Source organism: Enterobacter cloacae complex sp. P42RS, from assembly GCF_014930595.1.
GTDB lineage: Bacteria > Pseudomonadota > Gammaproteobacteria > Enterobacterales > Enterobacteriaceae > Enterobacter > Enterobacter bugandensis.
Genome location: NZ_JADBRK010000012.1, coordinates 78810 through 94178, shown reverse-complemented (window position 1 = coordinate 94178; position 15369 = coordinate 78810). Strand labels below are relative to the sequence as shown.

13 protein-coding genes are annotated in these 15369 nt (G+C 57.8%); 4 read left to right on the top strand and 9 right to left on the bottom strand.

Annotated elements, in window-relative coordinates; genetic code table 11:
- Nucleotides 1-2: 2 nt before the first annotated feature.
- On the bottom strand, nt 3-1508 hold the full coding sequence (locus IM314_RS15220) for a CoA-acylating methylmalonate-semialdehyde dehydrogenase (RefSeq protein WP_045630997.1): 1506 nt from the start codon (nt 1506-1508) through the stop codon (nt 3-5).
- Between the two features lie 292 nt (nt 1509-1800).
- On the opposite strand from IM314_RS15220, the gene IM314_RS15215 reads away from it, so the two are divergent.
- On the top strand, nt 1801-2631 hold the full coding sequence (locus IM314_RS15215) for a MurR/RpiR family transcriptional regulator (protein WP_008502123.1): 831 nt from the start codon (nt 1801-1803) through the stop codon (nt 2629-2631).
- Between the two features lie 56 nt (nt 2632-2687).
- Here the strand turns inward: IM314_RS15215 and guaA are convergent, their stop codons facing one another.
- Nucleotides 2688-4265, bottom strand: a complete 1578-nt coding sequence (gene guaA, locus IM314_RS15210; RefSeq protein WP_028014050.1) for a glutamine-hydrolyzing GMP synthase — start codon at nt 4263-4265, stop codon at nt 2688-2690.
- Nucleotides 4266-4334: 69 nt separating this feature from the next.
- Complete coding sequence (gene guaB, locus IM314_RS15205) at nt 4335-5801, bottom strand: IMP dehydrogenase (RefSeq protein WP_014884799.1); 1467 nt, start codon at nt 5799-5801, stop codon at nt 4335-4337.
- A 158-nt stretch (nt 5802-5959) separates the two neighbouring features.
- Here guaB and xseA point away from each other — a divergent pair, with 158 nt between their 5' ends.
- From xseA to IM314_RS15190, 3 genes are read left to right on the top strand one after another with little or no spacing between them, the layout of a single operon-like run.
- Nucleotides 5960-7333, top strand: coding sequence for an exodeoxyribonuclease VII large subunit (gene xseA / locus IM314_RS15200; RefSeq protein WP_047364161.1), 1374 nt, complete (start codon nt 5960-5962; stop codon nt 7331-7333).
- A 58-nt stretch (nt 7334-7391) separates the two neighbouring features.
- Nucleotides 7392-8411, top strand: a complete 1020-nt coding sequence (locus tag IM314_RS15195; protein ID WP_193359142.1) for a M4 family metallopeptidase — start codon at nt 7392-7394, stop codon at nt 8409-8411.
- Nucleotides 8412-8762, top strand: a complete 351-nt coding sequence (locus tag IM314_RS15190) for a protealysin inhibitor emfourin (RefSeq protein ID WP_028014053.1) — start codon at nt 8412-8414, stop codon at nt 8760-8762.
- Here the strand turns inward: IM314_RS15190 and IM314_RS15185 are convergent.
- The 6 genes from IM314_RS15185 to IM314_RS15160 form a co-directional block, all read right to left on the bottom strand.
- Entirely contained in the window at nt 8759-8980 is a 222-nt protein-coding gene (locus IM314_RS15185) for a zinc ribbon domain-containing protein (RefSeq protein WP_045630994.1), read from the bottom strand. The two genes, IM314_RS15190 and IM314_RS15185, sit on opposite strands and share 4 nt — an antisense overlap.
- 47 nt (nt 8981-9027) lie before the next feature.
- Nucleotides 9028-10062 (bottom strand): oxidoreductase, encoded by a 1035-nt coding sequence (locus IM314_RS15180; RefSeq protein WP_193359143.1) that lies wholly within the window; start codon nt 10060-10062, stop codon nt 9028-9030.
- Nucleotides 10063-10120: 58 nt separating this feature from the next.
- Nucleotides 10121-11665, bottom strand: a complete 1545-nt coding sequence (locus IM314_RS15175; protein ID WP_041908728.1) for a peptide MFS transporter — start codon at nt 11663-11665, stop codon at nt 10121-10123.
- Nucleotides 11666-11965: 300 nt separating this feature from the next.
- Nucleotides 11966-13441, bottom strand: a complete 1476-nt coding sequence (der, locus tag IM314_RS15170; protein WP_028014057.1) for a ribosome biogenesis GTPase Der — start codon at nt 13439-13441, stop codon at nt 11966-11968.
- Nucleotides 13442-13553: 112 nt separating this feature from the next.
- Complete coding sequence (gene bamB, locus IM314_RS15165; RefSeq protein WP_028014058.1) at nt 13554-14732, bottom strand: outer membrane protein assembly factor BamB; 1179 nt, start codon at nt 14730-14732, stop codon at nt 13554-13556.
- Between the two features lie 10 nt (nt 14733-14742).
- On the bottom strand, nt 14743-15363 hold the full coding sequence (locus IM314_RS15160) for a YfgM family protein (protein WP_028014059.1): 621 nt from the start codon (nt 15361-15363) through the stop codon (nt 14743-14745).
- Nucleotides 15364-15369 lie beyond the last annotated feature (6 nt).

The window sequence follows — 15369 nt, the reverse complement described above, 5'->3', positions numbered from 1 at the left end:
TGTCAGCCCAGCGTCGGCATGGAGAACGCAGCGCCTGTCTCCTGCTGCATTTCCGGCCAGCGCGCGGTGATGGTTTTCATTCGGGTGTAGAAACGCACGCCGTCGTTGCCGTGCACGTTGAGCGCGCCAAAGATGGAACGCTTCCAGCCACCGAAACTGTGGAATGCCATCGGCACCGGGATCGGCACGTTGACCCCCACCATGCCCGCCTGCACCTCTTCGCAGAAGCGGCGCGCGCAGCCGCCGTCACGGGTGAAGATCGCCGAGCCATTACCATATTCATGGCGGTTAATGAGGTCCACCGCGCTGGCGTAATCTGCTACGCGCACCACAGAAAGCACCGGGCCAAAAATCTCTTCTTTATAGATGGTCATCTCCGGTGTGACGTTATCGAACAGCGTCGGCCCGACGAAGTAGCCCTGCTCGTGGCCCTTCACGCTGAAGCCGCGCCCGTCCACGCGCAATTTCGCCCCCTGCGCTTCCCCGCTGTCGATATAGCCCAGCACCTTGCTGCGGTGCGCGGAGGAGATAAGCGGCCCCATTTCGTTTTCCGGTGTTTGGTCCAGCCCCGGCCCGACGCGCAGCGCTTCAATCTGTTTTTCCAGCCTGGTGCAGAGGTCATCGGCGGTTTTATCCCCCACCGCCAGCACCACCGAGAGCGCCATGCAGCGTTCCCCCGCCGCGCCGTAGGCCGCACCCATGATGGCGTTGGTCGCCATCTCCATGTCAGCATCCGGCATTAAAATGCAGTGGTTTTTCGCGCCGCCCAGCGCCTGACAGCGCTTACCGTGGGCGGAGGCGGTCTGGTAAATGTATTCGGCAATCGGCGTGGAGCCGACAAAGCTCACCGCCTGCACGCGCGGGTCGGTCAGGAGCACGTCAACGGACTCTTTATCCCCCTGCACCACGTTGAAGACGCCGTCCGGCAGGCCTGCCTCTTTTAGCAGCTGTGCCAGCGCGAGCGCGAGAGAAGGGTCTTTTTCCGACGGCTTCAGCACGAAGGTATTCCCGGTCGCCAGCGCAATGGGGAACATCCACATCGGCACCATCGCCGGGAAGTTAAACGGCGTGATCCCGGCGCAGACGCCGAGCGGCTGCATCAGCGAGTGGCTGTCGACGCCGGTACCGACGTTCGCAGAGTGTTCACCCTTTTGCAGATGCGGGATACCGCAGGCAAATTCCACCACTTCCAGGCCGCGGGTCAGTTCGCCCACCGCGTCGGAGAAAACCTTGCCGTGCTCTTCGCTGATGATGCGGGCCAGGCGCGTCATGTTCTCTTCCAGCAGCGCCTTGAAGCGGAACATCACGCGCGCGCGCTTAAGCGGAGCCTGGCGCGCCCACGCGGGAAACGCCTGCTGCGCGGCGGCAATCGCCTGCTCCGTTTCCTGCGCCGTACTCATCACCACCTGGCGGATCTGCTCGCCGGTGGCCGGGTTGAAGATCGCCTGAACGCGCTGGCCTGAACCAGTGACACATTCGCCGTGAATAAAATTCGCTACCGTCTCCATCCTTAACCTCTCGCTGTTGATACGTGACTGTTACCTGAACGCTGTGTACAGGACACTATATATGAAACAAATATTCCATTTTAAGTTGAAATAAAATAAATGATGATTATTGTGATCAAGGATGGATTTTTATGTTAACAGCCAGCAACACTGACGCTGCGTGCGCTATTAAGGGATTTCGGGCGAGGAAATGACTGAAGCTTCTGTTTCATTTTTGCTGCCAGATGGATGGCCGACATTTAAAAGACGCAGTTTTGCGTTTAGAATCATCAGACTGTATTTGGGGGATAACATGACGACAGCAACCAGCCTGAACGAACTGCAGCAGCAAATCCGCGATCGCTACGATAGCCTGAGCAAGAGGCTGCAGCAGGTCTCCCGCTACGTGCTGGATAACACCAACAGCGTAGCCTTTGATACGGTTGCCGTCATTGCCGAGCGCGCCGACGTGCCGCCTTCGACGCTGATCCGCTTTGCCAACGCCTTTGACTTCACCGGCTTCAACGAAATGAAACAGCTGTTTCGCATGAACCTGGTGGAGGAGACTGCCAGCTACAGCGACCGCGCGCGGCTGTTCCGCGAAATGGAGAGCGAGGCCGTGCCGGAAACGCCGCTCGATATTCTGCAGGAGTTCGCCCGCTCGAACGCGCAGGCGCTGCAGCAGCTGGCCGCCCGCGCCGAGCCGGAAATGCTGGAGCGCGCGGTACAGCTGCTGGCCGACGCCGACACTATCTACATCGCCGGACTGCGCCGCTCGTTTAGCGTCGCGGCCTACCTCACCTACGCCCTGAGCCACCTGGAGTGCCGCCCTATCCTGCTCGACGGCATGGGCGGGATGCTGCGCGAGCAAATCAGCCGCATTAAGGCGCGCGACATCGTGGTGTCGATCAGCTTCTCGCCATACGCGGAAGAGACGGTGATGGTCAGCGAAACCGCCGCCAGCGTCGGCGCCCGGCAGATCGTGATTACGGACAGCCAGATAAGCCCCCTGGCAACGTTCAGCGATCTCTGCTTTGTGGTGAAAGAGGCGCAAGTGGATGCGTTCCGGTCTCAGTCGGCGACGCTGTGCCTGGTGCAGTCGCTGGTGGTGGCGCTGGCGTATCGGTTGGGTGAAGGGAAATAAGGCAATAAAAAACCCCCTGCGCAGGCAGAGGGTTTGGGTGTTAATTCAGAGGGAAATCATTCCCACTCAATCGTAGCCGGTGGCTTACCGCTGATGTCATATACGACTCGCGATATCCCATTGACTTCGTTGATTATTCTGTTAGACACGCGGCCTAAGAAGTCATACGGCAGATGCGCCCAGTGCGCGGTCATGAAGTCGATGGTTTCCACCGCACGCAGGGAGACAACCCAGTCGTACTTACGGCCATCGCCCATGACGCCTACAGAGCGAACCGGCAGGAACACGGTGAACGCCTGGCTTACTTTGTTGTACAGGTCAGCTTTGTGCAGCTCTTCGATGAAGATCGCGTCCGCGCGACGCAGCAGGTCGCAGTACTCTTTCTTCACTTCGCCCAGCACGCGCACGCCCAGACCCGGACCCGGGAACGGGTGACGGTAGAGCATGTCGTACGGCAGACCCAGTTCCAGACCTATTTTACGCACTTCGTCTTTGAACAGCTCGCGCAGCGGTTCAACCAGACCCATCTTCATCTCTTTCGGCAGGCCGCCCACGTTGTGGTGAGATTTGATGACGTGCGCTTTACCGGTTGCGGAGGCCGCAGACTCGATCACGTCCGGGTAGATGGTACCCTGCGCCAGCCACTTCACGTCTTCCAGCTTCAGCGCTTCTTCGTCGAACACTTCGACGAAGACGCGACCGATGATCTTACGTTTCGCTTCCGGATCGTTCTCGCCTTTCAGCGCGTCCAGGAAGCGCTGCTCGCCTTCCACGTGAACGATGTTCAGACCGAAGTGGTCGCCGAACATGTCCATGACCTGCTTCGCTTCGTTCAGACGCAGCAGACCGTTGTCCACGAAGACGCAGGTCAGGTTTTTGCCAATGGCACGGTGCAGCAGCATCGCGGTGACGGAGGAGTCCACGCCGCCGGAGAGGCCGAGGATCACTTTGTCATCGCCAACCTGCTGGCGGATACGCTCCACGGCGTCGTCGATGATTTTTGCCGGGGTCCACAGGGCTTCACACTGACAGATGTCACGCACGAAGCGCTCCAGCATGCGCATACCCTGACGGGTGTGGGTCACTTCCGGGTGGAACTGCACGCCGTAGAAGCGCTTTTCTTCGTTCGCCATGATCGCAAACGGACAGCTTTCGGTGCTGGCAACGGTCACGAAGTCGGACGGGATGGCGGTGACTTTGTCGCCGTGGCTCATCCACACGTCCAGCAGCGGCTTGCCGTCTGCGGTCAGGGAGTCTTCGATACCGCGCACCAGCGCGCTGTCGGTGACAACTTCAACCTGCGCGTAGCCGAACTCACGTTCGTTAGAGCCTTCTACGTGGCCGCCCAGCTGCATCGCCATGGTCTGCATGCCGTAGCAGACGCCGAATACCGGCACGCCCGCTTCGAACACGTACTGCGGCGCGCGCGGGCTGTTCGCTTCGGTGGTGCTTTCCGGGCCGCCGGACAGGATGATGCCGCTTGGATTGAATTCGCGAATCTGTGCTTCCGTGACATCCCACGCCCAGAGCTCACAGTAAACGCCCAGTTCACGTACGCGACGCGCCACCAGCTGAGTGTACTGAGAACCGAAGTCCAGGATGAGAATGCGATGTTTATGAATGTTTTCCGTCATTGACGCTAATTCCGAGGCAAGTGAAACAGATTAAATAAATCGCCCGACACGAGGTCGGGCGAAGAAAAATCAGGAGCCCAGACGATAGTTCGGGGACTCTTTGGTGATCGTCACGTCGTGAACGTGGCTCTCCTGGATACCCGCGCCGCTGATGCGTACGAATTCCGCTTTAGTACGCAGCAGGTCAATGGTACCACAGCCGGTCAGACCCATACAGGAACGCAGGCCGCCCATCTGCTGGTGAATGATCTCTTTCAGACGGCCTTTATAGGCCACGCGGCCTTCGATACCTTCCGGTACCAATTTGTCAGCAGCGTTATCGGTCTGGAAGTAACGGTCAGAGGAACCTTTGGACATCGCGCCCAGGGAGCCCATCCCACGGTAAGATTTGTAAGAACGGCCCTGGTAGAGTTCGATTTCGCCCGGGGATTCTTCGGTACCAGCGAGCATGGAGCCTACCATTACGGCAGCAGCGCCCGCGGCGATGGCTTTAGCGATGTCGCCAGAGAAGCGGATACCGCCGTCAGCGATAACCGGAATACCGGTGCCTTCCAGCGCTTCAACCGCGTCAGAAACCGCGGTGATCTGCGGAACGCCCACGCCGGTCACGATACGGGTGGTACAGATAGAGCCAGGGCCGATACCCACTTTCACCGCGCTGCAGCCGGCGTCAGCCAGCGCGCGAGCGCCTGCGCCCGTCGCCACGTTGCCGCCGATGATCTGCAGGTCAGGGTATTTTGCACGGGTGTCACGAATACGCTGCAGCACGCCTTCGGAGTGGCCGTGGGAGGAGTCAATCAGCAGGACGTCAACGCCCGCCGCCACCAGCGCGTCAACGCGCTCTTCGTTACCTGCACCCGCGCCTACGGCAGCGCCGACGCGCAGACGGCCATGCTCGTCTTTACAGGCGTTCGGTTTACGTTCTGCTTTCTGGAAATCTTTAACGGTGATCATGCCGCGCAGGTGGAAGTTCGCATCCACAACCAGCGCTTTCTCAACGCGTTTTTCGTGCATTTTCGCCAGCACCACGTCGCGAGTTTCGCCTTCGCGGACGGTCACCAGACGCTCTTTTGGCGTCATGTAGACGCTGACAGGCTGGTTCAGGTCAGTCACGAAGCGCACGTCACGACCGGTGATGATGCCCACCAGTTCATTGTCTTCGGTCACTACCGGGTAGCCGGCAAAGCCGTTACGTTCGGTCAGGGCTTTCACTTCGTGCAGGGTAGTGGTTGGCAGAACAGTCTGAGGATCGGACACGATGCCGGACTCATGCTTCTTCACGCGGCGAACTTCTTCTGCCTGACGTTCGATAGACATGTTTTTGTGGATAAAGCCAATGCCGCCTTCCTGTGCCAGGGCGATAGCCAGGCGCGCTTCAGTCACGGTGTCCATTGCCGCGGAGAGCATAGGAATGTTCAGACGAATGGTTTTCGTCAACTGCGTGCTGAGGTCGGCAGTATTCGGCAGAACGGTGGAATGAGCGGGAACGAGGAGGACGTCGTCAAACGTCAGTGCTTCTTTAGCGATACGTAGCATGGGCAATATCTCTGACCTGGGTGGTTAAATATTGCCGTGGCATTATACAGAGCGTAACCGATTGCATCTACACTTTTTTGAAAAAATGCTTGCGAATGCCTCTCAGCAGGTTACTATCGACTGAATAACTTGCTGATTTAGAATTTGATCCCGCTCACATGTTATCCTCTCAATCCCCCTCAATTTATACTGTCAGCCGCCTTAATCAGACGGTGCGTTTGCTGCTTGAGCAGGAAATGGGGCAGGTCTGGATCAGCGGTGAAATCTCAAACTTCACGCAACCGTCTTCCGGACACTGGTATTTTACCTTAAAAGACGATACCGCCCAGGTGCGCTGCGCGATGTTCCGCAACAGCAACCGTCGCGTGACGTTCCGTCCGCAGCACGGCCAGCAGGTTCTGGTTCGCGCCAATATAACCCTGTATGAACCGCGCGGTGATTATCAGATTATCGTCGAGAGCATGCAGCCTGCGGGCGAAGGTCTGCTGCAGCAGAAGTACGAACAGCTTAAAGCCAAACTCTCTGAGGAAGGTTTGTTCGACCAGCAGTTCAAAAAACCGCTGCCCTCACCCGCCCACTGCGTTGGGGTCATCACCTCGAAAACCGGTGCAGCGCTGCACGATATTTTGCACGTGCTTAAGCGTCGCGACCCTTCCCTGCCCGTCATCATCTACCCGACCGCCGTTCAGGGTGACGATGCGCCAGGCCAGATTGTACGCGCCATTGAACTGGCAAATGCGCGTAAGGAGTGTGACGTGTTGATCGTCGGGCGCGGCGGCGGCTCGCTGGAAGACCTGTGGAGCTTTAACGACGAGCGCGTGGCGCGGGCAATCTTTGCAAGCGATATCCCCGTGGTGAGCGCCGTCGGGCATGAAACGGACGTGACAATCGCGGATTTTGTTGCGGATCTGCGTGCGCCTACCCCGTCCGCGGCGGCGGAAGTGGTGAGCCGTAACCAGCTGGAGCTGCTGCGTCAGCTTCAGAACGGCCAGCAGCGTCTTGAGATGGCGATGGACTACTTCCTTGCCAACCGTACCCGCCGCTTTACCCAGCTTCATCACCGTCTTCAGCAGCAGCACCCGCAGCTTCGTCTGGCGCGTCAGCAGACCGTGCTGGAACGCCTGCGTCAGCGCATGAACTTTGCGCTTGATAATCAGCTTAAGCGCGCGGTGACTCGCCAGCAGCGTGTGACCCAGCGCCTGAACCAGCAGAATCCGCAGCCGAAAATCTATCGTGCGCAAACGCGCATTCAGCAGCTGGAATATCGTCTGGCGGAGACTCTCCGGGCGCGCCTGAGCACCACACGTGAGCGTTTTGGCAACGCGGTGACCCATCTGGAAGCCGTCAGCCCCCTCTCCACGCTGGCGCGCGGCTATAGCGTAACGACGGCAGCGGACGGCAAAGTGCTGAAGCAAACCAAACAGGTGAACACCGGTGACGTTCTTACCACCCGCCTGTCTGACGGCTGGGTGGAAAGCGAAGTGAAATCAATTAAACCGGTGAAAAAGACGCGTCAGCGCAAAACCGGATAATTCTTCGCCGGTTACTTACTATACTGCTGCTATTCCCTTTTTTAATAAGGAGAGCAGCATGTCCCATCTTCGTAGCGTTATTCCCCCTTATATTCTTCGTCGTATTATCGAAAGCGGTTCCGAACCGCAGCAGCGCTATGCCCGTCAGACCTTAACCCACGTCCAGACGCTGATGGCGCATATGCCGGGCAAACCCGCCGCGCCGCACGTGAATAAAGCCGGTCAGCTTGAGCGCGATATCTACGATGCGAAACAGACCCAGGAGCTGCCGGGTACCCAGGTGCGTTACGAGGGCCAGCCGTCGAATGGCGATGTGGCCGTGGACGAGGCGTACGATTATTTGGGTATCACCCATGATTTCTTCTGGAAAGAATATCAGCGCGATTCGCTCGATAATAAGGGGCTGATTTTGACCGGCACCGTTCACTATGGTCGGGAATATCAGAACGCCTTCTGGAACGGTCAGCAGATGGTGTTTGGCGACGGCGACGGGGAGATCTTTAACCGCTTTACGATTGCCATCGACGTGGTGGCACACGAGCTGAGCCACGGCGTCACCGAGACCGAAGCCGGGCTAATCTATTTCGAACAGTCAGGCGCGCTGAATGAGTCCCTGTCAGACGTGTTTGGTTCGCTGGTGAAACAGTACCATCTCAAGCAAACCGCCGATAAAGCAGACTGGTTGATTGGTGAAGGGCTGCTGGCCGCGGACATTAACGGCAAAGGGCTGCGCTCCATGTCTGAACCCGGCACCGCCTACGACGATCCCCTGCTCGGCAAAGACCCGCAGCCCGCGCACATGAAAGATTTCATCAAAACGCGCGAGGATAACGGCGGCGTCCATCTTAACTCCGGCATCCCCAACCGGGCGTTTTACCTGGCCGCGACGGCGATCGGCGGTTACGCCTGGGAAAAAGCCGGTTATGCCTGGTACGACACGGTTTGCGATCGCAATCTGGCGCAGGATGCGGATTTTGATGCCTTCGCAAAACTGACGATAGCGCACGGAGAGAAACGCTCCGGTAGCGACGTTGGGGCGGCGATAAAACAGGCCTGGGAACAGGTGGGAGTGCTGTAAATGCAGGTTCCGGAACTGACGGATGACGCCGTGGTTGAGCTGGCCCGGGAAGGCGGCGTCGCTTTTATTCCTAAGCTGAGCGGCCAGCGTACCATCGCGCTCTCCTCGCTTAATGAGGCCCAGCGCCAGCGCCTGGTGAGCATCCTGGAGCAGGCCTTTCCACGCGGTCAGCCGCCGGGTCAGACGTCGTCACCCGGCAGCGGTGACCAGCGCTATTTCCGCATCCAGATTATCTGGACCGGCCAAAATCAGGCGCACTACGCCGATATCATCGTGCTGGTACCTGAGCAGGAAGCGCCCGAGTCGCTGGTCGAGCTGTGGAAAAAAGGCGAAGACTGCGTGTGCGATTAATCTTCGGCCAGGACAAACTCCACGCGCTTTTTAGAAATTAAGCCGTGGCCGTTCTGGCAGAAATAGTCCACCGCCCCGCAGGCCTTTAAGACCTGGAGTGGCTGATGGCACTCCGGGCAGCGGGCTTCGAGCGCAATATCTTTATTACAGCTGTCGCAGTGCGCCGCCCCGTTCAGGGGTTCAAGCTGTGCCTGGCAATCCGGGCAGGTAATGGTCATGGTGTCTCCTTCAGGGCGTTCAGGTCTGCGATAATTTTACCACGTCTTCAGTGCGGGCCACGCAACTGTTGCTGCAAGGTCAGCAGCAGCGCCACCTCATCGATCCTGCGGCGCGTTGTGCGGCTCACCTCCTGCGGATCGCGCTCAAACAGACTGTTTGCGCCAAGAATATGTCCGGCAAGACAGCGTTCGTAGATCGTGCCGGGGATATGCCAGCGCTGAATAGTCTTACCTTTAACTAGCTCCAGCACATCTTCCGCACCGCGTCGGTCGTAGTTGATAATGCGCCCGTCGCGTAAATAGAGACGCAGGCCCTTTTGCCCGCCCGCGGGTCCCGCGTATTTATTAAGCCAGATGCCCACCGTCACGCCGCTGATGGTTCCCTGCAAGTGCGCCTCGCCTTCCGCGGTGGTCAGGTCACCCTTTGCAATATCGTGGCCCAGGCGGTCTTTAGCCGTTACCATCTGCAGCGTCATATCGTCCTGACCGCCCAGATAGCGCAGCGTTTCACGCAGCATCGCCAGCACGTGCGTTCCGATATCCAGAATCACGCCGTCCGGGTGGCGAAGCGTTCTGGTATCCGGTTCTCCGGTCGCGAAATTGAGCGCGATGGGTTCCCCTGCGGCGTTATATCCGCTCGGCTCCTGCAAAAAACCTTCGATTCTGGCAATGTCAGATACATGGCCGACCAGCGACCGCTTCACCGTTTCGATGCGCGCCATCCAGTGATCGAGCGCCAGCACGCGGGACGCCACGCCGGGCGTTGCCAGCAGCGCGTTGAGTTTTTCGATTTGAGGAAGCGTAGCGACAATCGGTTTTTCAATCACAATCCGCGGAACCGGCGAGGCAATCGCCAGCTCAAGCACCTCTAGGTGGTGCAGCGATGCAGTGGTAATAAAAAGGGTATCCAGCGGGGTGGCTAAAAGCGCCGCAAGCGAGGCGCAGCGCGTAACGCCTTCAGGGTGCTTTGCGGGGAGAACATCAAAGCCGAAACAACGAACAGCGCCATCGAACAGATTACGTAGTGCGGGCAGATAGGCTGTTTCCACTACCGCACCAAGACCAACAAATCCTAACTGCATGGTTTCACCTCAGGAAGTACAGTGCCGGGGCATAACGCCTGCCCCGGCACACTGAGGTTTATGAGGCGCTAGCTGCCGGTTTAGTTTGTGCATTTTCCAGCATGCGGCGCACCGGAACAATGAGGACGATCAGCACTGCGGCACAAATCAGCAGCGCGATGGAGCAGCGCGCGAAGAGATCCGGCAGCATATCCAGCTGGTCGGCCTTCACGTGACCGCCAATCAGGCCCGCCGCCAGGTTACCCAGCGCGCTGGCGCAGAACCACAGCCCCATCATCTGGCCGCGCATTCTCTCCGGCGCCAGCAGGGTCATGGTCGCCAGACCGATCGGGCTCAGGCACAGCTCACCCAGCGTCAGCATCAAGATACTGCCCACCAGCCAGAACGGCGACACGCCCGCCCCGCCGTTGCTCAGCACGTTCTGTGCCGCCAGCATCATCAGGCCAAAGCCCGCTGCCGCACACAGAATACCGATAACAAACTTGGTGATGCTGCTCGGGCGAATGTTCATGCTCGCGAGCTTTGGCCATGCCCAGCTGAACACCGGGGCCAGCAGGATGATGAACAGGGCGTTGATCGACTGGAACCATACCGCCGGAATTTCAAAATCACCGATCATGCGGTTAGTGTAGTCGTTGGCAAACAGGTTGAACGAGGTTGGCTTCTGCTCAAACGCGGACCAGAAGAACGCGGCGGAGACCAGCAGAATAAAGCAGACCAGCAGCCTGGCGCGCTCTTTGCGGTTCAGGCCCGCGAAGATGAACAGGTAGATGAAGTAGAGGGCAACAGACGCCGCAATTACGTAGACCAGCACGCTGGCTACCGCGACCGGGTTAATGACAATCACGCCCTGCGCGATCAGCGTCACGAGCGTTGCCACGCCTGCCGCCAGCGCCAGCAGCCAGACGCCCACGCCGTTGCGCTTCACCACCGGGCTGTTCCATGTCGAGTCCAGACCGACTTCGCTGTCGTAGCGCTTCATCGCCGGAACCGCAAACACGCGGAAGATAATCAGCGCCACCAGCATCCCGATGCCGCCAATACCAAAGCCCCAGTGCCAGCCGTGGGTTTTGATCAGCCAGCCAGAAATCAACGGGGCGATGAACGAGCCCATATTAATGCCCATGTAGAACAGCGAGAAACCGCCGTCACGACGCGCATCGCCTTTTTTATACAGGGTGCCGACCATCACCGAGATACAGGTTTTGAACAGGCCAGAGCCGAGCACGATGAACATCAGGCCGATAAAGAACAGGTTGTTGCCCATGATAGCCGACAGCGCAATCGACAGGTGGCCGAGCGCGATCAGAATCGAACCGTACCAGACGGCTCTCTGCTGGCCGAGCCAGTTATCCGCCAGCCAGCCGCCCGGGAGTGCGGCCAGGTACATGGTGCCGGCAAAAATACCGACAATCGCCGAGGCGTTTTCGCGCGCCAGCCCCATCCCGCCGTCATAGACGGTGGCGGCCATAAACAGGATCAGCAGCGGGCGAATGCCGTAGAACGAGAAACGCTCCCACATCTCGGTAAAGAACAGCGAACCGAGCGGATAAGGATGGCCGAAGAAGGTTCGGCTCTCTTTTTGATTAACAGAGGATTGCATAATTCTCCCGAAAGGTATGTGTCGTGCTTGTAAACACCAGCAGGTACGCCGGCCAGTTACGTATCTGACCGATTTTTTACATGCGGCGAAAAGTTAGTTAACCATTTGATAACCAGTCGCTAGTTTTGTCTAGTACCGGACCAGGGACTTTAAGATGAAAATTCGACGATTGTCTACTTTTCTGGATTTAAAGATGGTTGGGAGTGAATAGTGATTGACTTCACACAGAGAGAACCGACGGTATGATTGGGCCAAAAAAAAGCCCGCGATAAACGCGGGCCTTTTTGAGATCGGCAATGATTATTTGCTTTTCTTAATGTGCTTAATCAAACGCTTACGCTTACGCATCTGGTTCGGCGTCAGGGTGTTGCGCTTGTTGGCGAACGGGTTTTCCCCTTCCTTAAACTGGATACGAATAGGCGTGCCCATCACGTCCAGCGATTTACGGAAGTAGTTCATCAGGTAGCGCTTGTAGGAATCCGGCAGGTCTTTCACCTGGTTGCCGTGAATCACCACGATTGGCGGGTTATAGCCACCGGCGTGGGCATATTTCAGCTTCACGCGACGACCGCGCACCAGCGGCGGCTGGTGGTCTTCCGCTGCCATATTCATGATACGGGTCAGCATGGCGGTGCTCTGACGACGGGTAGAGCTGTCGTAGGCTTCACGCACGGATTCGAACAGGTTACCGACGCCGCTGCCGTGCAGCGCAGAGATAAAGTGCACGCGGGCAAAGTCGATAAAGCCCAGACGGAAGTCCAGGGTCTCTTTCACCTGCTCGCGCACTTCATTGCTCAGGCCGTCCCACTTGTTGACGACGATGACCAGTGAGCGCCCACTATTGAGGATAAAGCCGAGCAGAGAGAGATCCTGATCGGAGATACCTTCGCGCGCGTCGATGACCAGCAGCACCACGTTGGCATCTTCAATCGCCTGCAGGGTTTTGATAACGGAGAATTTTTCCACCACGTCGGTGATTTTTCCGCGCTTACGTACACCGGCGGTGTCGATGAGGACATACTCACGTTCATCGCGCTGCATCGGGATGTAGATGCTGTCACGCGTAGTGCCCGGCATGTCGTAAACCACCACGCGCTCTTCACCCAGAATACGGTTAGTAAGCGTAGACTTACCTACGTTTGGACGACCGACGATAGCCAGCTTGATCGGCAGATCCTGCGGGTTGAAGTCATCCTCAGGCTCTTCTTCTTCGCCCTCTTCACCGTCTTCGAACTGCGCCCAGTATGCGGCGTCTTCGTCCACCTCTTCCGGCGGGTTCACTTCGTCCACCCACGGCAGCAGAACGGTTTCCAGCAGGCTGGTCACACCGCGGCCATGCGATGCCGCAATCGGGTGGATATCCCCCATGCCCAGAGACCAGAAGTCCGCGATAGCCTGATCGGCATCGATGCCGTCAGTTTTGTTCGCCACCAGGAAAGTTGGCTTTTCGCGAGAACGCAGGTGCTTAGCGATTGCGGAGTCCGCCGGCATCAGGCCAGCGCGCGCATCCACCATGAACAGCACAACATCTGCTTCTTCAATCGCCAGCAAGGACTGTTCCGCCATGCGGGTTTCAACGCCGTCTTCTGTGCCATCAATACCGCCGGTATCAATACAGATGAACTCGCGTCCTTCCACCTCTGCACGACCGTACTTACGGTCACGCGTCAGCCCCGGGAAATCCGCAACCAGCGCATCACGGGTGCGTGTTAAACGGTTAAAAAGAGTGGATTTTCCAACGTTAGGGCGCCCGACAAGCGCGACCACAGGTACCATGTTTGAAGCCTCATAAAATTCAAATAAACGTCGCATTCGCGGCGTTTTTAAAAATGTCAAAACGGCTCCTGAGTGAACAGGAGCCGTTTAGTATACTACAACCGCCGGGTAATTAACGCGTGATCGCGTACAGCGTGCCGTCTTTTGCCTGAATCAGCAGTTTGCCGTCAGCCACAACCGGGTCGGTCAGGAAGCCTGAACCGTCCACTTTCTGCTGCGCCACGAAGCGGCCATTCTCTGGATCTACCCAGTGCATATAGCCTTCGCTGTCGCCAACCACCAGGCTACCGTTGTACAGCACTGGCGCGGTCAGCAGACGGTGCAGCAGATCGCTTTGCGTCCACAGCGTCACGCCGCCTTCGGTGCTCAGCGCCAGCAGGCGATCGTTCTGGTCAACCATATAGATGCGGTTACCGTCCACGATGAAATCATTCACAGAGCCCAGCTCACGTTTCCACATGATCTGGCCGCTGCGCAGGTCCAGCGCGGTCAGGTTGCCGTTATAGGCCAGGGCGTAAACCACACCGTCAACGATAACCGGAGTAGTATCTACGTCGCTCAGGCGGTCGATTTCAGTTGAGCCAGTGGCCTGCGAGATACGCTGCTGCCAGATCATCTGGCCCTGCTGCATCAGCACGGCACTCACGCGACCGTTGTCACCACCCACAATGGCAGCGCCAAATGCGGTTGCAGGTGCGGATTCACCGCGCAGAGACAGCGCTGGCATATCCAGGTTAACGGTCCATTTTACCAGACCGTCCGCTTCATTCAGCGCCTGAAGCTGGCCGTTGCTGGTATGGATCAGCACCAGTCCGTCGCTCACGACCGGACGTGACAAGGATTCACCGGCTACGGCGGTCTGCCATGCAACAGAACCATCGCTGGCATTCAGCGCGTAAACCTGCGCTTTTTCGCTGCCCACGTAGACATGCCCACCGGAAACGGTCAGGCCGCCAGACAGCAGTGCAGGTTTACGGGAGAACCAGCCGTCTTTTTCCGCCAGGTTAACGGACCACACTTCTTTCCCGTCATCGGCGTTCACCGCTTTCACGGTACCTTTGCGGTCAGCGGCATAGACAACGCTGTCTGCATACGCAGGATGAAGGTTGGAATAGAAATCACCAATCCCACTGCCCACGGAGACATCCCACGCGGTGGATGGGGTAAACTGGTTTTCAACCGTCGGCAGTGGGGACATTTTCACAACGTCTTCTTCGCCACTGAACAGTGAACAACCACTTAATAACGTAACAGAAAGCAGTCCTGGCAGAAGTAATTTACGCAATTGCATCGGGTCCCTCTCAGACGGACAAATTATTTATTTTCATCTGCATCATTTCGCTCAGCGCAGGTGACGCTTTGCTCTCTACGCCAGCTTGCCACGCTTTACGCGCGCCCGCTTTGTCACCTTTGCTCAGCAGTGCTTCACCGCGCAGATCGGCAACGATGGCAGCAAAACCTTCGCCTTTGATGGTATCGAGCGTTTTCAGCGCGTCGTCAGCTTTTTTCTGCTGAACCTGAATACGTGCCAGGCGCAGATTGATCACCGCTTTCAGGTTTTCATCGCTGGCAGCAGCAAGGCCCTGAGACAGCTGAGCAGCGGCTTTATCCAGTTCGTTTTTATCAACGTACTGCTGAGCCACTTCCAGCGCTGCCAGCGCACCGTAGGTGTTTTTGTTGTCAGCGGCAAATTTCTCTGCCGCAGCCAGCGTTTGCGGCTGGTCGGCACGAATCGCGCTAACGGTATTTTCATAGGACAGGGACGCGCCGCGCGCGGAATCCGCCTGATGGTTGTTCCAGTAACGCCAGCCCACCAGCGCACCCACACCTAAAATAACCCCAACAACCAGCGCTTTGCCGTTTTCAGCAAAGAAGCGTTTAATCGCGTCGACCTGATCGTGTTCGTTCTCGTACATTTCCACGCCGTC